Origin of the sequence: Mycobacterium sp. (assembly GCF_044223235.1) — a bacterium.
Lineage (GTDB): Bacteria > Actinomycetota > Actinomycetes > Mycobacteriales > Mycobacteriaceae > Mycobacterium.
Genome location: NZ_JBGAME010000024.1, coordinates 18,466 through 39,488 on the forward strand (window position 1 = coordinate 18,466; position 21,023 = coordinate 39,488).

The window sequence follows — 21,023 nt, forward strand, 5'->3', positions numbered from 1 at the left end:
ATGTGACACGCATCTCACGCTACGGTGCCCGGTATGGCTGGCTATCGCGAACAGTTCGACCTCAGTATCCAAGACCCTGCGGCCTTTTGGGCGGAAGCGGCCAAGGCCGTCACGTGGACCCGGCCACCGGAACGCATCCTCGACGACACCAATCCGCCGTTCTACCGCTGGTTCCCCGACGCGGAGCTCAACACCTGCGCCAACGCGCTGGACCGCCACGTCGACGGCGGCCGGGCCGAGCAGCCCGCGCTCATCTACGACTCCCCCGTCACCGGTAGTCAGCGCACCTACACGTTCCGCGAGCTGCGCGACGAGACCGCCCGGTTCGCCGGGGTGCTGCGCGAGCTCGGCGTCGGCAAGGGCGACCGGGTGGTCGTGTACATGCCGATGATCCCCGAGGCCGTCATCACCATGCTGGCCTGCGCCCGGCTGGGCGCGGTGCACTCGGTGGTGTTCGGCGGATTCGCACCCCACGAGCTGGCGATCCGCATCGACGACGTGCAACCGAAGGTCGTCGTGTCGGCGTCGTGCGGCATCGAGCCGAGCCGGGTGGTGGAGTACAAGCCGATGCTCGACCACGCCTTGGAACTGACCGAGCACCCGCCGACCAATTGTGTTGTCGTCCAACGTGACCGGCTGCGGTGCGAGATGGTCGACGGCCGCGATCTGGACTGGCACGAGCTGATGGCGAACGCACAGCCCGCCGACCCGGTACCGGTGGCCGCGACCGATCCGCTCTACGTGCTGTACACGTCGGGGACGACCGGCAAGCCCAAGGGCATCGTGCGCGACAACGGCGGGCATGCCGTCGCGCTGATGTGGACCATGCGCAACATCTACGACATGGCGCCCGGTGACGTGTTCTGGGCCGCGTCGGATGTGGGCTGGGTGGTCGGCCACTCCTACATCGTGTACGCACCGCTGCTGCTGGGCGCCACCACCGTGCTCTACGAGGGCAAACCGGTCGGAACACCCGACCCCGGCGCGTTCTGGCGGGTGATCAGCGAGCACGGCGTGAAGGCGCTGTTCACCGCCCCCACCGCGATCCGCGTGATCCGCAAGGAGGATCCCGACGCGAACTACGTCTCGAAGCACGACCTGTCCGGTCTGAAATACCTCTTCGTCGCGGGTGAGCGGCTCGATCCCGACACCTACCACTGGGCCAGCGAACACCTCGCGATTCCAGTCGTCGACCACTGGTGGCAGACCGAAACCGGCTGGGCCATCGCGGCCAATCCGATGGGTGTGGAACAACTTCCGATCAAGGCAGGTTCACCGACGGTGCCGATGCCCGGCTTCGACGTGCGCATCCTGCACGACGACGGGTTCGGCTGCGGCCCCAACGAGGAGGGCGCGATCTGCATCTCGCTGCCGCTCCCACCGGGCACGCTGCCCACCCTGTGGAATGCCGAGGCCCGCTACGAGGCCTCCTACCTGTCGGAGCATCCCGGCTACTACCTGACCGGCGACGGCGGACGGTTCGACGAGGACGGCTACCTGTTCGTGATGGGCCGCATCGACGACGTCATCAACGTCGCCGGCCACCGGCTGTCCACCGGGGCGATCGAAGAGGTACTCGCCACCCACCCGGCGGTCGCCGAGGCGGCGGTCATCGGGGTGCCCGACGAGATCAAGGGGCAGGCGCCCCGCGGTCTGGTCGTGCTCAAGGCGGGCGCCTCCGGCGACGGACTGGCCAAGGAACTCGTCCAGCTGGTGCGCGACGAGATCGGTGCGGTCGCGGCGTTCCGGATGGTCGACGTCGTACCCGCGCTGCCCAAGACCCGCTCGGGCAAGATCCTGCGCAAGACGATGCGCGGCATCGCCGACGGCAAGGACGAACCGGTGCCCTCGACGATCGAGGACGCGTCGGTGCTCGATGCGCTGAAGCCCATTCTGCGGCCCTGAGCGGTTTGGCGGGCGGGCACCCCCGCCCGGCAAACCGCCGTTGGGCTGCCGTTCCGGTGCGCAATCGCGGAAAGCGGCGGAAATCATCGTGAAATCGGCATATGTTGATAGGTGTCCATGTCCACGAACTCTGCTCCCGCCGGGTCGGCGGTCAGACAGTCACAGGAGTTGACCTGCGATGCGAGTTTCCGAAACGAAGGCCGGATCGGGCTGTACCTGTCGCTGTAATGCATGCGACGGCGGGCACCACTGCGGCAACCTGAGCAGCGGCTGCAAGGTGCGCCGTTAGCCGCTGACGCCGTCCCGCGACCCCACCGCGCCGATTAGCCGCGCGGTCACGCGGGTACTTCTCTAGCCTGCCGGTCAGGAGGGCGGGGAGGTGGGGAAGCGATGCCGAAACGTCGCACGTGCATGGCGGTCCAAGGCGCAGCCGTCTTCGTCGGGGCGGCATTGCTCGCACTGGGAATCGTGGGTTTCGTTCCCGGGGTGACCCAACATCTGGACCAGTTGACGTGGGCGGGCAACCACACGGGAGCAAAGCTTTTCGGGGTGTTCGCGGTGTCGGGGCTGCACAACGCCATGCACCTCGCGGCGGGCATCCTCGGCTTGGTCTTTGCACGCACCTATGCCGCCGCGCGTGCCTACCTGTTGTTCGGCGGGCTGGCGTTCCTGGCGCTGTGGGGATATGGACTGTTGATCGACGACGCCAGCAGCGCAAACATCGTCCCGGTCAGCGCCGCCAACAACTGGCTTCATCTGGGCACTGGCGCCGTGATGGTGCTGCTCGGTCTGACGCTCGGCGGTCAGCACGACCCCACCAAACCGAGGCGGAAGTTCAAGGCGCGCACCGGCTGAGGCCCGAACACCCAGCCCACATGCGCGGTTGGCGAAGCGCTGAACTCACATGCCGAACTGCGTGCGGCGCACCGCCGATCCGGGCCTTCGGTTCGCCTCGCCGAACCCGCACCCGCTCGGCGGGGCAGGCCCACTCGATCTCGAGCCCGCAACCGTCGAGCCGCCGACTCAAGTAGCGACCGCCGCGGCATACGTTTCGCCATAAGGCGACATTCATCGCCGCCGTGAGGGTACGAGGTTGTCCTCCGTTTGCTCGACGGATGTCCTCGTGATGGACGAAGAACTCGTTGAGATTTGCCACCTCGCGAACCCATCCGATCCGGAACAATCCGAAGGGCGGGCCGGACCAGACACGGTCCGGCAATGACATCACGTTCCCGCAACACGAGGTGGGCGGCGAGATCATGGGCAGTCCAGCCGTCGAGCAGAGTAGGCGCGGAAGGACCAACCTCATCGAGAAGGTCGCACAGCGCACCGCGCTCCAGCATGTCCAGGCCGACCACAGACATATTTCCCTGTTGTCCTCAAACGCTCAGTGGCGAAGGCGCTTTCGACCGAGACGACATGTTCCCCGTCATCCCGAACAGTCTTCAAGGCCGCCGGACCTCCACTAGACTGACGGTTGGCTCCGGGAAGTCTGGTCGGAAACGTGGTACACCTCGCCCGCGGTGGCGTCGCAACGTCGACGGCTCCGCGCCGACCGAAGGACACCGGAAATCGATGCGCACAGACGCCATGCAACGCAGGTCAGCTGCCGCCAGGACATCGGTCATCGACGTTCAGGCGCTGACCTACACCTATCCCAAGTCGTCTCAGGCCGCGGTGCGCGGGATGGATTTCACCGTGGGGCGTGGGGAGATCTTCGGTTTCCTGGGCCCCAACGGGGCAGGCAAGTCCACCACCCAGAAAGTGCTCATCGGTCTGCTGCGGGGCCATGGCGGCCAGGCGCTGGTCTGGGGCAGAGCACCACAGGCCTGGGGCCCTGACTACTACCAGCGCATCGGCGTTTCGTTCGAGCTGCCCAATCACTACCTGAAACTCACCGGTGCGGAGAACCTCCGATTCTTCGCCTCCCTGTATGCGGGAACCACGCTGGATCCGCGGGACCTGCTCGGCGCCGTGGGCCTTGCCGACGCCGCCGACACGCGAGTGGGCAAGTACTCCAAAGGAATGCAGATGCGCCTGACGTTTGCGCGGTCACTGCTCAACGACCCCGAATTGCTGTTCCTGGACGAGCCGACGTCCGGCCTGGATCCGGTCAACGCCCGCACGGTCAAAGACATGATTCTGGACTTGAAGGCGCGCGGCCGCACCGTTTTTCTCACAACCCATGACATGGCCACCGCCGATGAATTGTGCGACCGGGTCGCCTTCGTCGTCGATGGGCGCATCGTGGCCATGGACCAGCCCGCGGAACTCAAGATCGCTCGCAGTCAGCGGCTGGTGAGAGTGGAATACCGCACGCCGAACGGCGGATTGGCTGCCGCGGAATTCCCGATTGATCGCCTGGCCGACAACGCCGAGTTTCACTCCCTGCTGCGCAACCACCCGGTTGAGACCATCCACAGCACGGAAGCCAGTCTCGACGACGTGTTCGTCGACGTCACCGGGCGGAGCCTGGCATGAGCCGGTGGACTAGCGCGCTGCGGCTGGAAGTCACCACGCTGGTTCGCCAGCGGTTCGCCCACGCGGCGGTGCTGTCCGGGTTGCTGTGGCTGGCGCTGCTGCTGCCGATGCCGCCGCATCTGCGCCGGATCGTCGAGCCCTATGTGCTGGTGGGCGACATCACCATCATCGGGTTCTTCTTCATCGGCGGCTCGGTGTTCTTCGAGAGGCAGGAACGCACCCTGGGCGCGGTCGTTTGCAGCCCGCTGCGGTTCCGGGAGTATCTCTCGGCCAAAATCACCGCCCTGATGGGAATCTCACTGTTCGTGGCATTGGTCGTGGTGATCGCCGCCAACGGCACCACCTTCCATCTGGCAGCGTTGACGGCGGGAGTGGTGTTGGGAGCACTGGTGATGCTACTGACGGGGTTCGCCTCGTCGCTGCCGTTCGCCTCGGTCAGCGACTGGTTCCTGTCCACCACGGTGCCGCTGGCGGTCCTGTCGCTGCCGATGCTGCACCTGTCGGGGGTCTGGTCCAACTCCGTGCTGTATCTCATTCCCACCCAGGGGCCACTGCTGTTGTTTGCGGCGGTGTTCGGCCAACCGCTGGCGCCGTGGCAGGTCGGCTACGCCGTGACCTATCCGCTCGTCTGCTCAGCCGGGCTCTACTGGCTGGCGAAGACGTTGTTCGGCCGCTACGTGATCGAACGGTCAGGGGTGCTGTGATGGCCGGGGCACTGCGCGCTTGGGCGGCGTTTGGCCGCAACGATATTCGCGGTACGTACCGCGACCCCTTGTTGGTCATGCTGATGGTGGCCCCGGTGATCTGGACGGTCGGCACCTGGATCCTGGTGCCGCGGCTCACCGCGGTATTGGCGCGACGCTACGACTTCGACCTGGTGCCCTACTACCCGTTGGTCATTACCGCGTTGCTGTTGCTCACCAGCATCATCATCGCCGGCGGGCTCGCGGCGTTCCTGGTCCTCGACGAGGTCGACGCAGGCACCCTGACCGCACTGCGCGTCACCCCGGTGCGGCTGTCGTCGTTCTTCCTCTACCGGGCGGCCACGGTTGTCGCGGTCACCACCGTCTATGTGGTGGCCACGATGTCGTTCAGCGGCCTTCTGCAGCCGGGACTCGTGCCCGCACTCATCCCGATCGGCGTGGTCGCCGGCTTGTCGGCGGTGGTCACACTGCTGCTAATCGTCGCGTCGGCCAGCAACAAGATCCAGGGCATCGCGATGGTTCGCCTGCTTGGCATCGTCATCGCAGGACTGCCGTGCCTGCCCTGGTTCGTCGACTCCGCATGGAACCTCGCCTTCGGACTACTGCCCCCATACTGGGCGGCCAAGGCATTCTGGGTCGCGAACGACCACGGCACCTGGTGGCCGTATCTGCTCGCCGGGGCGATCTACAACCTGGCCATCGCGTGGCCGTTGTTCGTCCGCTTCACGACCAAGAACACCTGACCGGGCCACGGACAAACCGGAAGCATGCGCTACTCCCGGCTCATACCCCGGCGATGGACATGGCGATGCCGTCGAGGATGTCGCGCTCGCTGACCACCAGCTCGTCTATCCCGGCGCGGACGGCGAGCACGCGCGCCAGTTCCTCCACCACGATCGCGCCACCGCCGATGACGTCCACCCGGCCCTCGTGCATCGGCCCGAGGGCCGCGCGCTGCTTGCGGGTCATCGCGATCAGCTCCTCGCACACCGCCAGCAACTCGGCGAAGCCGACGCGGGACAGGTGGATCGCGTCCGGGTCGTAGGTGGTCATCCGTTGCGCCAGCGCCGCCAGCGTCGTCATGGTGCCCGCCACCCCCACCCAGGTGCGGGCCCCGTCGACCGGCACCACCCGTAGTGCATCGGCGATGCCCCGCCGCACCACCTCACGGGCCGCGTCGATCTCCGCGGCGGTGGGTGGGTCGGAGTGCAGGCACCGCTCGGTCAACCGCACGCACCCGATGTCGGCCGAGTAGCTGGCCTGCACCGAATCCGCGCCGACGACCACCTCCGTGGATCCCCCGCCGAGGTCCACGACGACGAAAGGCGCCTCGGCGGAGTCCAATTCGCCCACCGCACCGTGGAACGACAGCGCCGCCTCCTCGGTGCCGGCGATCACCTCGGCGACCGCGCCCGGCACGACGCGTCCGAGCACCTGCGCGGTCATCGCGAAGAACTCGTCGCGGTTGGTCACATCGCGGGCGGCAGACGTCGCGACCATCCGCACCCGCGACACCCCGAGCTCGCCCAGCAGTGTGGCGTAGTCGGTGAGTGCGACGCGGGTGCGTGCGAGCGCCTCGGGGGCGAATTGCCCGGTGGCGTCGACGCCCTGGCCCAGCCGCACGATGCGCATCTCCCGGTGCACGTCGCGCAGCCGTCCGTCGGCGCGGTCGGCGATCAGCAGCCGGATCGAGTTGGTGCCGCAGTCGATCGCCGCGACGCGCTCCTCCTGGCCGGTCATGTCGGCTCCTCGCGCAAGCGCTCGTCGGTCATGTCGGCTCCTCGCGCAAGCGCTCGTCGGTCATGTCGGCTCCTCGCGCCCATGTATCCGCCAGCGCCCGTCCAGGATGCCCTCCAGTCCCGGCTCGCCCGCCAGCCCGGAGAGCGCCTCGTCACCCAATGGGTTCACCCCCGGCCCCTTGGCGAGCGAATGCGCGATCAGCACGTGCAGGCACTTGACCCGGTCCGGCATGCCGCCGCCGGAGAAGGTCGTGCCGAGTGGTTCCAGCGCGTCGCGCTCGGCCAGATACGACTCGTGGGCGCGGCGATACGCGGCCGCCAGCGCGGGGTCGTGATCCAGCCTGGCCGTCATGTCGCGCATCATCCCCGACGACTCCAGCCGGCTCGCCGCCGCGGTGAGTGCGGGGTGGGTCAGGTAGTACAGCGTCGGAAATGGCGTCCCATCGGCAAGTCTGGGCGCAGTCTTCACCACCGCCGGTTCGCCGTTGGGGCACCGGTATGCGATCTCGAGCACGCCGCGGGGCTCGCGGCCCAGCTGTCGCGCGACGGCGTCGAGGTCCGAACGGTCAACCACCGGGTGCGGGGGGCTCGGGCGGCGGCGGGACGGGTGGCGAAACCCCGTGGGGGTCATCGGCAATCGTGCGCCACAGCGCGGTGTACCACGGCTGCCCGGACGGCAGCTGACCGCCCGGGCCCGTACCGGGCGCACCCGGCGCGTCCGGGCCCGGCGGCAGCTGGACCTGATACGGGATGTCACCGGGCATCACGAACCCCAGTCGCTCCCGGGCCTGCGCCGCGATGAACGCGGGGTCGGCCAGTTTCACCTTCTGCACTTCGAGTTCGGCGATCTGCGAACGCAATTGGGCCTCGGTGGCCTTCAGCTGCTGCATCTCCGTGCGCTGCGCGAAGTAGGTGCGAACCGGACCCGCGATCGTCAGCGTCAGCACGCACACCACCGCCGCCAGGATGGCCGCCCGCCGGGCCGCCGAACCGAATCGCTGTTCGGACTGCACCTCGGCGATGTGCTCGGCCCGCACGGTGAACGGCCGCGTAGCGATCTCCTTGCCCGGCTTGGCGGGTTCGGAGGCCTCAGCATCGTCGGAGGCATCGGCGTCCTCGGCGACCGGCTTGGCTTCAAGCGCCTTGGGCGCCTTCGGTTCGCGCCGGCTCGCCGACGCCCCCCGCGACCGGTCGCGCTTCGGCTCGCCGGGCTTCCCGGCCCCACCGGGCCGGGAAGCCGGCGACCGCCGCTTCGGATCGGGCCGCTTCGCTTCGGGCACGGGCTATTTGGACTCCACCACAAACCGCGGGAAGGCCAGGTCGCCCGCGTAGCGCGCGGCGTCGCCGAGGATCTCCTCGATGCGCAGCAGCTGGTTGTACTTCGCCACCCGCTCACTGCGGGCCGGGGCGCCCGTCTTGATCTGCCCGCTCCCGACGGCGACCGCCAGATCGGCGATCGTGGTGTCCTCGGTCTCACCGCTGCGATGGCTCATCATGGTGCGGTAGCCGCTGTTGTGCGCCAGTGCGACCGCGTCCAGCGTCTCGGTCAGCGTGCCGATCTGGTTCACCTTGACCAGCAGCGCGTTGGCGGCACCCTTTTCGATGCCCTCCTCGAGGCGTTCGGGGTTGGTGACGAACAGGTCGTCGCCGACCAGCTGCACCCGGTCGCCGATGGCGCTCGTCAGCGTGACCCAGCCGTCCCAGTCATCCTCGGACAGCGGATCCTCGATCGACACCAGGGCGTAGGAATCCAGCAGCCCCGCGTAGAACTCGGCCATCTGCTCGGCGGTGCGGATCTCCTTCTCGAAGGCGTAGCCCGTGCCGTCGGTGTAGAACTCCGTCGCCGCCACATCGAGCGCCAGCGCCACATCCGACCCCAGCTTGAAGCCGGAAGCCTCGATCGCCGTCCCGATCAGGTCGAGTGCGGCCTTGGTGCCTGCGACGTCGGGGGCGAAACCGCCTTCGTCGCCGAGCCCGGTGGCCAGGCCCTGCTTCTTGAGCACCGACTTCAGCGAGTGGTACACCTCGGCGCCCCAGCGCAGCGCCTCCTTGAAGCTGGGTGCGCCGATGGGCGCCACCATGAACTCCTGCACGTCGACGCCGGTGTCGGCATGCGCACCGCCGTTGAGGATGTTCATCATCGGCACCGGCAGGATGTGGGCGTTGGGGCCGCCCACGTAGCGGAACAGGGGCAGCCCGGCCGCTTCCGCGGCCGCCTTCGACACCGCCAGCGACACGCCGAGGATCGAGTTCGCGCCGAGGCGGGACTTGTCCGGAGTGCCGTCCAGGTCCAGCAGGGCCTGGTCGACCAGCCGCTGGTCGTCGGCGCTCAGCCCGATGACCGCCGGGGCGATCTCGTCGAGCACCGATTGCACCGCCTTCTCCACGCCCTTTCCGCCGTAGCGGGCGGCGCCGTCGCGCAACTCGACGGCCTCGTGTTCACCGGTCGAGGCGCCGGACGGCACTGCGGCGCGGGCGAAGGTGCCGTCGGTGAGCGCGACCTCGACCTCCACCGTCGGATTACCGCGGGAATCGAGGATCTCACGGGCTCCGACCTGCTCGATTATGGGCACTGGATGTCTCCTTCTCGATGTGCCGGGCTCGCCCGGTTTCGTCATGCGGCTGGACTGCGGTGAATCTCGTGCATGAGCCTAGAGCGTGAAGCCATGCGGGGTGGGCGGGAACCCACCACTAGGTGTGTCAGGAACCCCTCAGAGCGCGCGACCTGCGGCGTAGGCGGTCGCCCAATCCCGAACCATGCGCGCGTACTGGTCGGAGAAGTTGTACGCCCGCAGCGCGTTCATCCACCCGCGCGGCTTGGACAGGTCCTTGCCCCGCCAGCAGAGATAGCCGGCCGCCGACAGCGCCGCATCGTCGAAGTTGTCCGGGCTGACGACACCGTCGTTGTTGGCGTCCACCCCGTACAGGCGCCACGTGTCGGGGATGAACTGCATCGGTCCCATCGCACGGTCGAGGGTCGCGTCGCCGTCTAGCATGCCCACGTCGGTGTCGGCGATGTGTAGATTGCCGCTGGTCCCGTCCAGCCGGACACCCCGGATCGGCGGCGTGACATCGCCGTTGGGCGCGATCATCGCGCCGCGATAGGTCCCGTGGTGGCTCTCGACCATGCCGATGCCCGCCAGCGTCGTCCAGGACAGGTTGCATTTGGGGTTCTCCACCTGCGCGACGCGGGCGGCGTAGGCGTATGCCTCCAGCGCGGTGACCGGTATGCCCAGCGCGGGCGCCCGCTCGGCGGCCCATTCGTGCAGCTGGTCGGCCCCGCGGCCGGCGGCGTAGGTGTCGACTGCGGGCACCGGATCGCCTGCGGGCGGCGGGACCCCTTCGGGAATGGGAATGCCGAGCTGCCACGAACAGGAAGAAGCCAGCAGCAGAGCTGTCGCGCCCACCACCGCGGCAGGCCGCAGCCAACGGATCGGCGCCACGGCACTCCCTTACAACTACCCAGCACTACAACTACCCAGCACTCCCCTCGGAGCGACTTTGGTCTTTGCCCATAGTCCCACGCATCCGCAGCGCAAAGGCGCGGGGTGCGGGGTTCTTGGACCCGTTCCGGGGCGCATCTCACCCCTGATAAGGTGAGGCACACCTTGCTATGGCAAGCCAAAGCTGGGTAGGCACACAGGGTAGCGAGGACATATCGATGATTGCCGCCGCGAGCTTTCCGGCCAGCGTCCAGGCCGCCGCGCCCAACATCACATCACAGCTGTTCGGCAGCGGTTTGATCGGTCTGCGGGAGGGCCTGGAAGCCGCCATTGTGGTGACGATTCTGGTGGCGTTCCTGGTCAAATCCGAGCGCCGCGACGCACTGAAATGGGTGTGGCTCGGTGTCGCCGCGGCAATCGTCATGACCATCGGTGTGTTCCTCGCGATTCAGCTCAGCGCGTACACCATCACCGGGCTGGCCGCCGAGGCGATCGCCGGCGTCGCATCGCTGATGGCCGTCGCGATCGTCACCACGATGGTGCTGTGGATGAGAACCGCCGCCGCGGGACTGTCCGGCGAGCTGCGCACCGAGATGGCGCGCGCGCTGGAGACCGGGTCACTGGCGGTTCTGGCCCTGGCGTTCCTGGCCGTCGGCCGCGAAGGGGTTGAGACGGCGCTGTTCATGGTCGGATTCGCCGAAGCCGAGACGCTGTGGCCCCTCGTCGGCCTGGTCATCGGGGTGCTGTTCGCCGTCGCGATCGCCTACGGCATGTACCGCGGGGCCATCCGCATCAACCTCGCCAAGTTCTTCAAGTACACCGGTGTGTTCCTGATTCTGGTCGCGGCGGGGATCCTGTCCTACGGCGTCGGGGCGCTGCAGACCGTCGGCTGGCTGCCGGGGCTGAGTCACCGGGCGTTCGACATCACGTCGTGGTTCAACTGGTCGGCGTGGTACGGAGAGGTCATCCAGGGCGTCTTCAACGTCACGCCAACGCCGACGGTGCTGCAGTTCATCGCCTGGCTGACCTACCTCGTCGTCATCCTCGCGATGTTCCTGCGGCCGACGAAGGCACCCGCCAAGCCGTCCACTCCCCCGCCCACCGACACGCCGTCATCCAGCTCCGAGCCGCCGTCGGCATCGGAGTCCGCCACCGCATCCGAAAGGTCCAGCAAGTGAACATCCGCCCCGTCGGCAGAGCGGCCGTCGCCGCCACAGCCGCAGTGCTCACCGGCATCTCCCTGTCCAGCTGCCAGGCCAAGGAGGCCGAACCCGCCCAAGAGGGTCAGGCCGCCCCCACGGAGATCACCGTCGCGGCCTCGGACACGGAATGCGAGCTGTCGGGCACCGCCGGCACCACCGGCGCGAATACGTTCCTCATCACCAACAACGGCACCAAGGTCACCGAGTTCTACGTCTACGGCGAGGGCGACCGGGTGATGGGCGAGGTCGAGAACATCTCCCCCGGCCTGCAGCGCAAGCTGATCGTGCAGCTCGGCGAGCCCGGTACCTACCAGACGGCGTGCAAGCCGGGCATGGTCGGCGACGGAATCCGCGGTGACTTCACCGTCACCGGCGCCGCCGTGCAGATCGACACCGAGGGAAAGTTCAAGGAAGCCGCCGACAACTACAAGCGCTACGTCAACAGCCAGACGGAGGCCCTGATCGCCGCCACCCAGGTCTTCGTCGAGGCCGTGAAGCGCGGCGACGTCGAGACCGCCAAGGCGCAGTTCCCCATTGCGCGCACCTACTACGAACGCATCGAGCCCGTCGCCGAGTCGTTCCCCGACAACCTCGATCCCCGCATCGACCTGCGCGAGGCCGACCTCGAACCGGGCCAGAAGTGGACGGGTTTCCACGCGCTGGAGAAGCAGCTGTGGGTGACCGGTCTGCAGCCCGACGCCAACGCCCTGGCCGACCAGCTGACGGCCGACGTCAAGGAGCTCGACGCCGGCGTCAAGGCGACCGACTGGACGATCGACTCCACCCAGATCGCCGGCGGCGCGCAGGGCCTGCTCGACGAGGTGGCCAAGAGCAAGATCAGCGGCGAGGAGGACATCTTCAGCCACACCGACCTGTGGGACTTCAACGCCAACGTCCAGGGTTCGCAGACGGCGGTGGCCTCGGTCCGCCCGATCCTCGATGAGCGCAACCCCGACCTGGGCAAGCGGGTCGACCAGCGCTTCGCCGAGGTCGAGGCGCTGCTGCAGAGGTACCGCCAGGGCGACGGCTTCGTGTTCTACGACAAGGTCACCGAGCCGGAGCGCCAGGAACTGTCCAGGGCCATCGACGCCCTGTCGGCCGAAGTAAGCCAGGTGCAAGGTGTCATCGCCCCACAGTGATTCTCCGCAAGACCGCTCAGGGTTCTCCCGGCGCAAGCTGATCGGCGCGGCGGGCGTCGGCGCCGCCGTCGCGGGCGCGGCCGGAGCCGGCGTGCTGGCAGGACGGGCGTCGGCGGCGGCCCGGAAGCCGCACGGCGAACTGCAGAGCGCGGTGCCGTTCCGCGGCGAACACCAGGCGGGCATCGTCACCGAAGCCCAGGACCGGATGCACTTCGCGACGTTCGACGTCACCACCGAGTCCAAGGACGACGTGGTGGCGCTGATGCGCGAGTGGACGCACATGGCGGAGCGCATGACCGCGGGCGAGGAGGCCGTCAAGAACGGCGCCGTCGGCCTCAACCCGTACGCGCCGCCCGCCGACACGGGTGAGGCGCTGGGTCTGCCGGCATCGCAGCTCACCCTCACCATCGGCTTCGGGCCGTCGTTCTTCGTCAAGGACGGCAGGGAGCGGTTCGGTCTGGGCGGTCAGCGCCCCGGCCTGCTGGCCGATCTGCCGAAGTTCCCCAACGAGACCATGGATCCGGCCCGCTCCGGAGGCGATATCTGCATCCAGGCCTGCGCCAACGACCCGCAGGTGGCGGTGCACGCGGTGCGCAACCTGGCCAGGGTGGCCTTCGGCACGGCGGCGGTGAAGTACTCGCAGCTGGGATTCGGCCGCACCTCGTCCACCACCAGGGATCAGGCGACGCCGCGAAACCTGTTCGGGTTCAAGGACGGCACCAACAACATCAAGGCCGACGAAACCGACAACCTCGACAAGCAGGTCTGGGTGGCGTCCGGCGACGGACCGGACTGGCTGACCGGCGGCACCTACATGATCACCCGCCGCATCCGCATGCTGATCGAATCATGGGACCGGACAACCCTTCTCGAACAGGAGCGGGTGATCGGCAGGCAGAAGGGCAGCGGTGCGCCCAACGGGCTCGCCGACGAGTTCGAGGAGCTCGACTTCGATCTGGTCAACGACAAGGACGTGCCGCTGATCGACGTGGACGCCCACGTCCGGCTGGCATCCGCCCAACACCTGGGTGGCATCGAGATCCTGCGCCGCGGCTACAACTTCACCGACGGCACAGACGGTTTCGGGCACCTCGATGCGGGCCTGTTCTTCATCGCCTTCGTCCGCAACCCGGAAACCCAGTTCATCCCGATGCAGGCGGAGCTGTCGCGCAGGGATGCGCTCAACGAGTACATCACGCACACCGGCAGCGCCATCTTCGCGATTCCGCCCGGGCTGCGCGACGGCGACAACAACGCCTTCTGGGGGTCGACGCTGCTGGGCTGACGCCTGGCTAGTTGGCCGGGTCGGGCCAGGCCGTGCGCCATTCGTCGGCGCTGAGCGGCTCGGCGGTGGCGTCGTCGAGCCGCGCGCCGCGGGCGGCCACGATCGCCTTCTCGGCATGGCGAATATCGTCCATGAACGCCAATACCGTTGACCGCAGGTCATTTTCGGCATCTCCGTCGGGGGTGAGGGTGACGGCCAGCATGCCGGCTGGAATCAGGTCGGCGGGCAGCCCGGCCTGGGTGACCCTGGCGATGATCTTCTGCGCCAGGGCAAGCGCGGGCTGCGCGGTGGGCACGCCGTCGGTGATGGAATTGCGTGACCTCTTCTCCAGCGCCTTACGTTCCTCCCACTGGGCCAGCTGGTCCTCCAGCGAGATCTGCTCACCGGCGAGCACGGCGGGCACCCGGTTGCCCAGCTTGCGCACCAGCGTGTCCGCGACGTCGTCGATGCCGAACGGGTGCTGCGGGGCGTCCTCGGCGATGCGGGCGTGAAACAGGACCTGCAGCAACACATCTCCGAGTTCTTCACACAGCTCGTCGGCGTTGCCGTTGTGCACGGCGTCGAACAGCTCGTAGGTCTCCTCGAGCAGGTAGCGACGCAGCGAATCGTGGGTCTGCTCGCTTTCCCACGGCCCGGCGGTGCGCAGCTTGTCCATCATCGCGACGGCGTCGATGATGCGTTCACCGGGCTGCGGGCCGGGTGCGCCGATCAGCCTCTCCCCCGCGGCCAGCCGGGCCCTGACCGCCGGGTGGCTCGGGTCGGAGGACAGCAGCACCGGCGCGTTCTGCCCGTTGTGGGCAGGCCGCGCCGCGGCCAGCGACCACGGCACCTTGACCGGCAGCTCCTCGGTGTACTGGACGTCGCCTGCCAGCAGCGGGACCGCTTCGACCGGAACCAGTGAAGGCCGTCGCGGGTCCACCAGTATCACCGTCACGGGGATACGGTCTCCGCGCCGTACTTGGCCATATCCACTTCGTCGTGCGGTTTGCCCTGCATCGTCAGGATCAAACCCGCGACCATCTGCACCAGCTCGAGGTCCCGGATCCGCGGCGCCCCAACCCCGTTACCCGCCCGGGGAATCGGCACCTGAACCGTCGACGTGGTCGCCCGGTAGTGCGCGCCGGCATAGAGCCGCTTGAGACGCAGCTGCGCGGAATCGGGCAGCTGCAGCGGCGCCAGCCGCACGGTCGACTCGGACAGCGCGCCGATCTCGGTGATCCCGTATTCGCGGCACAGCAGCCGCAGCCGCGCCACCGCGACCAGGCGGCGCGCCGGTTCCGGAAGCGGCCCGTACCGGTCGATGAGCTCCTCCACCACGGCACTCACCGCGGCGTCGTCGGGCGCCGCCGCCAGTCTGCGGTAGCCCTCGAGGCGCAACCTGTCGCTGCCGATGTAATCCGGCGGCAAGTGTGCGTCCACCGGCAGGTCGATCCGGACGTCCTTGGGCTCCTCAGGCGCCACAACGGTTTTCCCATCCGCCGCGGCGCGGTAGGCCTCGACCGCCTCACCGACCAGGCGGACGTACAGGTCGAAGCCGACACCGGCGACGTGTCCGGACTGTTCGACGCCGAGCACGTTTCCCGCGCCACGGATCTCGAGATCCTTGAGCGCTACCGCCATGCCCGCACCCAGTTCGTTGTTCTGCGCGATGGTGGCCAGCCGGTCGTAGGCGGTCTCGGTGAGCGGAACCTCGGGCGGATACAGGAAATACGCGTATCCGCGCTCGCGGCTGCGTCCCACCCGCCCGCGCAGCTGATGCAGCTGCGACAGCCCGAATGTGTCCGCGCGCTCCACGATCAGGGTGTTGGCGTTGGAGATGTCCAGCCCGGTCTCCACGATGGTGGTGCACACCAGGATGTCGAATTCACGGTTCCAGAACCCCTCGACGGTGCGCTCCAGTTGCTCCTCGGGCATCTGGCCATGCGCCACCACCACCCGCGCCTCCGGGACCAGCGCGCGCACCCGGGCGGCGGCCTGATCGATCGACCGCACCCGGTTGTGGATGTAGAACGCCTGTCCGTCGCGCAGCAGTTCGCGGCGCAACGCGGCGGCGACCTGCTTGTCGTCGTGCGGGCCCACGTAGGTCAGCACCGGGTAGCGCTCCTCGGGCGGGGTCAGGATCGTCGACATCTCCCGGATCCCGGCCAGGCTCATTTCCAGCGTCCGCGGAATCGGGGTGGCGCTCATGGTCAGCACGTCGACGTGGGTGCGCATCGACTTGATGTGCTCCTTGTGCTCGACGCCGAATCGCTGCTCCTCGTCGACCACGACCAGGCCGAGGTTCTTCCAGCGCACCGCCGTCTGCAGCAGCCGGTGCGTACCGATCACGATGTCCACGCCGCCGTCGGCCATACCCTCCAGCACCGCGCGGGATTCGGCGGGATCGGTGAACCGGGACAGCCCCTTCACGGTGACGGGGAACCCGGCCATCCGCGCGGAGAAGGTCTGCAGGTGCTGGTCGGCAAGCAGCGTGGTGGGCACCAGCACGGCGACCTGCTTACCGTCCTGCACCGCCTTGAACGCCGCCCGCACGGCGATCTCGGTCTTGCCGTAGCCGACGTCCCCACAGATCACCCGATCCATCGGGATCGGCTTCTCCATATCGGATTTCACCTCGGTGATGGCGGTGAGCTGGTCGACCGTCTCGGTGAATCCGAACGCGTCCTCCATCTCGGCCTGCCACGGGGTGTCCGGCCCGAACGCGTGCCCGGGAGCGGCCTGCCGCTTGGCATACAGCGTCACCAACTCGCCGGCGATCTCGCGGACAGCCTTGCGCGCCTTGGTCTTCGTGTTCGCCCAGTCGCTGCCACCCAGCCGCGACAGCGACGGCGCCTCACCACCCACGTAGCGCGACAGCTGATCCAGCGAGTCCATCGGGACGAACAGCTTGTCGGCGCTGTCTTTTCCACTGCCCCGTTTTCCTGACGCGTATTCCAGCACCAGGTACTCGCGGCGGGCGCCGCCGACGACGCGCTCGGTCATCTCGACGAACCTGCCGATGCCATGCTGATCGTGCACAACCAGGTCACCCGCGGTCAGCGCCAGCGGATCGACGACATTGCGCCGCTTGGCGGCCAGTCGCTTCCCCTCGGTGGCGGTGACCCGGTTGCCCGTCAGGTCCATCTCGGTGATCACCACCAGGTTGGCGCCCGGCAGCACCGCACCGTCGTGCAGCGGGCCCTTGAGCACGCCGACCACACCCACCGACGGTGTCGCACCGGGCTCCAGAAGCGCTGCCGGCGTTTCGGATTCGGCCAGCTGTTCGACGACTCGCTGCGCGGTGCCCGCGCCGGGGGTGACGACGGCAGCGTATCCGCCGGTCATCACATGCGCACGCAGCATCGCGAAGATCCCGCTGATCCCGGTGCTCCCGGTGGTGGTGACGTCCTGGCCCCGCGCCGACGGTGACGGGCGGATGTCGAGCTCCGTCGCCGAACCGTCGGGCAGCTGACTCAGCGTCCACCACGGATGGCCGCCCGCCGCCGCGCGCGCCCTGACCTCACCCAGCCCCAGGAACCCCGACGCGCCCAGCGCCTCCACGTCGATGGGGACCTCACCCCCGACCGCGGCCGTCGACCAGGACGCCTCCAGGAACTCGCGGCCCGTCCTGATCAGGTCCGCCGCCCGGGTGCGCACCTTCTCGGGGTCGCACACGAGCACCGGGGTGCCCTCGGGCAGGTGGTCGGTCAGGGTGGCCATATCTGCCGACCGCAGCAGCGGCAGCAGCGCCTCCATCCCGTCGACCGGGATGCCCTCGGCCAGCTTGGCCAGCATGTCGGGCACGCTGCCTGGCAGGTGACTGTCGTGCGGCGGATGCTGCTCGGAGAGCTCGGCGGCACGTTGCCGCAGTTCGTCGGTGACCAGCACCTCGCGGCACGGGACCGCCACCAGGGTGTCGATGTCGATCTCGGGAATCGAGCGCTGGTCGGCCACCGAGAACATCCGCATCTCGCTGACCTCGTCGCCCCAGAACTCGACGCGCACCGGGTGCTCGGCGGTGGGCGCGAAGATGTCGAGAATGCCGCCGCGCACCGCGAACTCGCCGCGTTTGCCCACCATGTCGACGCGGGTGTAGGCGAGGTCGACCAGCCGGGCGACGAGGCCGTCGAAATCGCCCTCGTCGCCGACGGTCAGCGTGACCGGCTCGATGCCCGCGAGGTCCGGTGACATCGGCTGCACGAGCGACCTGGTGGTCGTCACCACCACCCGCAGCGGCGGGCCGAGTCGTGCATCGTCGGGATGAGTCAGCCTGCGCAGCAACATCAGCCGGGCGCCGACGGTGTCTACCCCGGGGGAGAGCCGTTCGTGCGGCAGGGTCTCCCAGGACGGGAAGATCGCCGCCGCATCGCCGAAGACGCCGCGCAGTTCGGCGGTCAGGTCGTCGGCCTCCCGGCCGGTAGCCGTGACGACCACCAACGGCCTCGCCTGCGCCAGGGTGGCGGCGACGAACACCCGCGCGCCCGCGGGTCCGACCAGGGTGAGGTCCTCCGGCCGCCCTGCCGCACGACGGGCAAGATCGGCGAGGGCAGGATCGCGCTGTGCCAACGAGACAAGCCCCGCGATCGGGGTCTGGACATGGGTGTGCCCCGATGAGGTCATGATCCGTCCATCCTAGGCACTCCCCCCAGGGCCGGTGCACGCGGCGATGCCGCGGCGAACGGCGCTAGTCAGCCTGCAGGTGCGGATCGGCTTCCAGATGGGTCAGCCCGTTCCACATCAGGTTCACCAGATGCGCGGCCACCACTTCCTTCTTGGGTTCGCGGATGTCCAGCCACCACTGGGCCGTCATCGACACCGAACCCACCAGCGCCTGCGCGTACAGCGGCGCGAGGTCGGGGTCCAGCCCGCGCCGGGCGAAGTCGCCGGCCAGGATCGATGCGACCTGGCTGACGGCGTCGTTGAGCAGGCTGGAGTAGGTGCCGGAGGTGATGGTGGCCGGGGAATCGCGGATCAGGATGCGGAAGCCGTCCGTGCGCTCCTCCACGTAGGTCAGCAGCGCCATGGCCACCCGCTCCACGCGCACCCGGGACCGATTGTTGGTCAGCGAGGCCGTGATCCCGTCGAGCAGTGCCGACATCTCCCGGTCCACCACGACGGCGTAGAGCCCCTCCTTGCCGCCGAAATGTTCGTAGACCACGGGTTTCGAGACATTGGCCCGCTGGGCGATCTCCTCGATGGAGGTGCCCTCGTAGCCACGCGCGGCGAACAGCGACTTGGCGATCTCGATCAGTTGCTGACGTCGTTCGCTTCCGGTCATTCTGGCGCGGGGTGCACGCGGGTCTTTCTCGGGCGCAGCCACGCCTGCAAGGCTATCCCCGCCCGGCCGTCTCGCGCTCAACGGCGCCGACGGTGTCGACTAGAGTCTCTGGCGGGCAATCCGTCGTGGTGTAATCGGCAGCACCTCTGATTTTGGTTCAGATAGTTCAGGTTCGAGTCCTGGCGACGGAGCGGCGAGTGAGGCTTGCCGAGCGAGCAGACAACAGAGGCTTGCCGAGCGACCATAAGCACGGAGCGGCGAGTGAGGCTTGCCGAGCGAGCAGACAACAGAGGCTTGCCGAGCGAGCATCCATCCAGAGCGGACATGGAGGAGACGCAGATGGCGGCTGACGGCGATATCGCGGTCATCGTTCTCGCCGCCGGTGCGGGCACCCGCATGCAATCCGACACCCCCAAGGTGCTGCACGGCGTTGCCGGCCGCAGCATCGTGTCCCACGTCCTTCGCGCGGTGTCCAAAGTCGCCACCAACCGCCTCGTCGTCGTGCTCGGGCACGACCGCGACCGGGTGGGAGCGGCCGTCGCGGCCCTCGCCGACGATCTCGGCCGGCCCGTCGCGACGGCGGTCCAGGACGAACAACTCGGCACCGGCCACGCCGCCGGATGCGGCCTGGCGGCGCTCGCCGACGAGTTCACCGGCACCGTCGTGGTGACCTCGGCCGACATCCCGCTGCTGGACGCCGACACGCTGGCCGAACTGGTCAGCAGCCACACGGTCAGCGCGGCCGCGGCGACGTTGCTGACCACCACACTGCGTGATCCCACCGGCTACGGACGCATCCTTCGCACCCAGGATCACGAGATCATCGCCATCGTCGAACAGGCCGATGCCAGCGCGTCGCAGCGCAAGATCCACGAGGTCAACGCGGGCGTGTACGCATTCGACACCCCCGCGCTGCGCACCGCTCTGAGCATGCTGCGCTCCGACAACGCACAACACGAGCTCTACCTCACCGACGTGGTGTCCATCCTGCGATCGGCCGGCCACACCGTGCGGGCCAAGCACGTGGCCGACACCGCGCTGGTCGCCGGCGTGAACGACCGCGTTCAGCTCGCCGAGGTCGGGGCCGAACTGAACCGGCGCATCGTCTCCGCCCACATGCGTGCCGGTGTCACCGTGGTCGATCCGGCCAGCACCTGGATCGACGTCGATGTGGCGGTGGGTCGTGACACCGTCATCCACCCGGGCACACAGCTGCTGGGAGCGACCCGGGTCGGCGATCGATGCCAGATCGGGCCGGACACGACGCTGTCCGACGTGACCGTCGGCGACGGCGCGTCGGTCGTCCGGACGCACGGGAGCTCGTCGGCGATCGGCGCCGGCGCAACCGTGGGGCCCTTCACCTACCTGCGGCCCGGAACGCGGCTTGGCGCCAACGGCAAGCTCGGGACCTTCGTCGAGACCAAGAACGCCACCCTGGGCGAGGGCACCAAGGTGCCGCACCTCACCTACGTCGGTGACGCCGACATCGGCGACCACAGCAATATCGGCGCCTCGAGCGTGTTCGTCAACTACGACGGGGAGACCAAGCGGCGCACCACCATCGGCTCTCATGTGCGCACCGGGTCGGACACGATGTTCGTGGCCCCGGTGACCGTGGGCGACGGTGCCTACACGGGTGCGGGCACTGTGGTTCGCGACGACGTGCCGCCCGGTGCGCTGGCCGTTTCGGGCGGCCGTCAGCGCAACATCGAGGGCTGGGTCGAGCGCAAGCGCCCCGACTCGGCGGCCGCCGCGGCGGCGCGTCAGGCCCGGGCCGGCCAACCGCCCGCACCTGAATGAACGTGCTTGCGCCAACCCGGAAACGTACCGCGAGAAAGGCTACGTACCATTAGGCCGTTATCGATTCC

The 21,023-nt window shown here is 68.4% G+C and carries 17 protein-coding genes, 1 tRNA gene and 2 pseudogenes; 10 read left to right on the top strand and 10 right to left on the bottom strand.

Annotated elements, in window-relative coordinates:
- Nucleotides 1-33: 33 nt before the first annotated feature.
- Nucleotides 34-1,905, top strand: a complete 1,872-nt coding sequence (locus ADBZ6K_RS21755) for a propionyl-CoA synthetase (RefSeq protein WP_526350570.1) — start codon at nucleotides 34-36, stop codon at nucleotides 1,903-1,905.
- 390 nt (nucleotides 1,906-2,295) lie between these two features.
- Nucleotides 2,296-2,760, top strand: a complete 465-nt coding sequence (locus tag ADBZ6K_RS21760; RefSeq protein WP_526350572.1) for a DUF4383 domain-containing protein — start codon at nucleotides 2,296-2,298, stop codon at nucleotides 2,758-2,760.
- 64 nt (nucleotides 2,761-2,824) lie between these two features.
- Here ADBZ6K_RS21760 and ADBZ6K_RS21765 read toward each other — a convergent pair.
- Nucleotides 2,825-3,106: pseudogene (locus tag ADBZ6K_RS21765) on the bottom strand (TIGR03085 family metal-binding protein); the annotation flags it as partial.
- Between the two features lie 4 nt (nucleotides 3,107-3,110).
- A pseudogene (locus tag ADBZ6K_RS21770) lies at nucleotides 3,111-3,269 on the bottom strand (maleylpyruvate isomerase N-terminal domain-containing protein); the annotation flags it as partial.
- A 226-nt stretch (nucleotides 3,270-3,495) separates the two neighbouring features.
- Here ADBZ6K_RS21770 and ADBZ6K_RS21775 point away from each other — a divergent pair.
- Genes ADBZ6K_RS21775 through ADBZ6K_RS21785 form a run of 3 tightly spaced genes read left to right on the top strand, consistent with a single transcriptional unit; the run spans nucleotide 3,496 to nucleotide 5,833 of the window.
- Nucleotides 3,496-4,386 carry an ATP-binding cassette domain-containing protein gene (locus ADBZ6K_RS21775; protein WP_526350666.1) on the top strand — a complete coding sequence of 297 codons (891 nt, stop codon included), beginning with the start codon at nucleotides 3,496-3,498 and terminating at the stop codon, nucleotides 4,384-4,386.
- Nucleotides 4,383-5,090, top strand: a complete 708-nt coding sequence (locus ADBZ6K_RS21780; protein WP_526350574.1) for a fluoroquinolone export ABC transporter permease subunit — start codon at nucleotides 4,383-4,385, stop codon at nucleotides 5,088-5,090. Before ADBZ6K_RS21775 ends, ADBZ6K_RS21780 begins: the two co-directional genes overlap by 4 nt.
- Complete coding sequence (locus ADBZ6K_RS21785; RefSeq protein WP_526350576.1) at nucleotides 5,090-5,833, top strand: Rv2686c family ABC transporter permease subunit; 744 nt, start codon at nucleotides 5,090-5,092, stop codon at nucleotides 5,831-5,833. The genes ADBZ6K_RS21780 and ADBZ6K_RS21785 overlap by 1 nt, the downstream gene beginning before the upstream one ends.
- A 40-nt stretch (nucleotides 5,834-5,873) precedes the next feature.
- Here the strand turns inward: ADBZ6K_RS21785 and ADBZ6K_RS21790 are convergent, their stop codons facing one another.
- The 5 genes from ADBZ6K_RS21790 to ADBZ6K_RS21810 form a co-directional block, all read right to left on the bottom strand.
- Nucleotides 5,874-6,830, bottom strand: coding sequence for a Ppx/GppA phosphatase family protein (locus ADBZ6K_RS21790; RefSeq protein ID WP_526350578.1), 957 nt, complete (start codon nucleotides 6,828-6,830; stop codon nucleotides 5,874-5,876).
- Between the two features lie 60 nt (nucleotides 6,831-6,890).
- Nucleotides 6,891-7,403 (bottom strand): DUF501 domain-containing protein, encoded by a 513-nt coding sequence (locus ADBZ6K_RS21795; protein ID WP_526350580.1) that lies wholly within the window; start codon nucleotides 7,401-7,403, stop codon nucleotides 6,891-6,893.
- Nucleotides 7,396-8,109 carry an FtsB family cell division protein gene (locus ADBZ6K_RS21800; protein ID WP_526350582.1) on the bottom strand — a complete coding sequence of 238 codons (714 nt, stop codon included), beginning with the start codon at nucleotides 8,107-8,109 and terminating at the stop codon, nucleotides 7,396-7,398. Before ADBZ6K_RS21800 ends, ADBZ6K_RS21795 begins: the two co-directional genes overlap by 8 nt.
- A gap of 3 nt (nucleotides 8,110-8,112) precedes the next feature.
- Nucleotides 8,113-9,402, bottom strand: a complete 1,290-nt coding sequence (gene eno / locus ADBZ6K_RS21805; RefSeq protein WP_526350584.1) for a phosphopyruvate hydratase — start codon at nucleotides 9,400-9,402, stop codon at nucleotides 8,113-8,115.
- Nucleotides 9,403-9,540: 138 nt separating this feature from the next.
- Nucleotides 9,541-10,272 (bottom strand): lytic transglycosylase domain-containing protein, encoded by a 732-nt coding sequence (locus ADBZ6K_RS21810; RefSeq protein WP_526350586.1) that lies wholly within the window; start codon nucleotides 10,270-10,272, stop codon nucleotides 9,541-9,543.
- A gap of 218 nt (nucleotides 10,273-10,490) precedes the next feature.
- Between ADBZ6K_RS21810 and efeU the strand changes: the two genes are divergently transcribed.
- From efeU to efeB, 3 genes are read left to right on the top strand one after another with little or no spacing between them, the layout of a single operon-like run.
- A complete protein-coding gene (gene efeU, locus ADBZ6K_RS21815) occupies nucleotides 10,491-11,450 on the top strand; it encodes an iron uptake transporter permease EfeU (protein ID WP_526350588.1) in 960 nt (319 codons plus the stop codon).
- 2 nt (nucleotides 11,451-11,452) lie between these two features.
- Entirely contained in the window at nucleotides 11,453-12,613 is a 1,161-nt protein-coding gene (efeO, locus tag ADBZ6K_RS21820) for an iron uptake system protein EfeO (protein WP_526350668.1), read from the top strand.
- A complete protein-coding gene (gene efeB, locus ADBZ6K_RS21825) occupies nucleotides 12,594-13,898 on the top strand; it encodes an iron uptake transporter deferrochelatase/peroxidase subunit (RefSeq protein ID WP_526350590.1) in 1,305 nt (434 codons plus the stop codon). Before efeO ends, efeB begins: the two co-directional genes overlap by 20 nt.
- Nucleotides 13,899-13,905: 7 nt before the next feature.
- Here the strand turns inward: efeB and ADBZ6K_RS21830 are convergent, their stop codons facing one another.
- The 3 genes from ADBZ6K_RS21830 to ADBZ6K_RS21840 all read right to left on the bottom strand — a co-directional run bounded on the left by ADBZ6K_RS21830 (nucleotide 13,906) and on the right by ADBZ6K_RS21840 (nucleotide 19,155).
- Nucleotides 13,906-14,832 (bottom strand): nucleoside triphosphate pyrophosphohydrolase, encoded by a 927-nt coding sequence (locus ADBZ6K_RS21830; protein WP_526350592.1) that lies wholly within the window; start codon nucleotides 14,830-14,832, stop codon nucleotides 13,906-13,908.
- Nucleotides 14,829-18,497, bottom strand: coding sequence for a transcription-repair coupling factor (gene mfd, locus ADBZ6K_RS21835; RefSeq protein ID WP_526350594.1), 3,669 nt, complete (start codon nucleotides 18,495-18,497; stop codon nucleotides 14,829-14,831). The genes ADBZ6K_RS21830 and mfd overlap by 4 nt, the downstream gene beginning before the upstream one ends.
- Nucleotides 18,498-18,561: 64 nt before the next feature.
- Nucleotides 18,562-19,155: a TetR/AcrR family transcriptional regulator gene (locus ADBZ6K_RS21840; RefSeq protein WP_526350670.1), complete on the bottom strand. Its 594-nt coding sequence runs from the start codon at nucleotides 19,153-19,155 to the stop codon at nucleotides 18,562-18,564.
- Between the two features lie 119 nt (nucleotides 19,156-19,274).
- Here ADBZ6K_RS21840 and ADBZ6K_RS21845 point away from each other — a divergent pair.
- Nucleotides 19,275-19,346 (top strand) — tRNA-Gln (locus tag ADBZ6K_RS21845).
- A 148-nt stretch (nucleotides 19,347-19,494) separates the two neighbouring features.
- On the top strand, nucleotides 19,495-20,955 hold the full coding sequence (glmU, locus tag ADBZ6K_RS21850) for a bifunctional UDP-N-acetylglucosamine diphosphorylase/glucosamine-1-phosphate N-acetyltransferase GlmU (RefSeq protein WP_526350596.1): 1,461 nt from the start codon (nucleotides 19,495-19,497) through the stop codon (nucleotides 20,953-20,955).
- Nucleotides 20,956-21,023 lie beyond the last annotated feature (68 nt).

Excerpts from the sequence above, each read along its gene's own strand:
- ADBZ6K_RS21755 (WP_526350570.1), top strand. The coding sequence starts at position 34 with ATGGCTGGCTATCGCGAACAGTTCGACCTCAGTATCCAAGACCCTGCG.
- ADBZ6K_RS21760 (WP_526350572.1), top strand. The coding sequence starts at position 2,296 with ATGCCGAAACGTCGCACGTGCATGGCGGTCCAAGGCGCAGCCGTCTTC.
- ADBZ6K_RS21775 (WP_526350666.1), top strand. The coding sequence starts at position 3,496 with ATGCAACGCAGGTCAGCTGCCGCCAGGACATCGGTCATCGACGTTCAG.
- ADBZ6K_RS21780 (WP_526350574.1), top strand. The coding sequence starts at position 4,383 with ATGAGCCGGTGGACTAGCGCGCTGCGGCTGGAAGTCACCACGCTGGTT.
- ADBZ6K_RS21785 (WP_526350576.1), top strand. The coding sequence starts at position 5,090 with ATGGCCGGGGCACTGCGCGCTTGGGCGGCGTTTGGCCGCAACGATATT.
- ADBZ6K_RS21790 (WP_526350578.1), bottom strand. The coding sequence starts at position 6,830 with ATGACCGGCCAGGAGGAGCGCGTCGCGGCGATCGACTGCGGCACCAAC.
- efeU (WP_526350588.1), top strand. The coding sequence starts at position 10,491 with ATGATTGCCGCCGCGAGCTTTCCGGCCAGCGTCCAGGCCGCCGCGCCC.
- mfd (WP_526350594.1), bottom strand. The coding sequence starts at position 18,497 with ATGACCTCATCGGGGCACACCCATGTCCAGACCCCGATCGCGGGGCTT.
- ADBZ6K_RS21840 (WP_526350670.1), bottom strand. The coding sequence starts at position 19,155 with ATGACCGGAAGCGAACGACGTCAGCAACTGATCGAGATCGCCAAGTCG.
- glmU (WP_526350596.1), top strand. The coding sequence starts at position 19,495 with ATGGCGGCTGACGGCGATATCGCGGTCATCGTTCTCGCCGCCGGTGCG.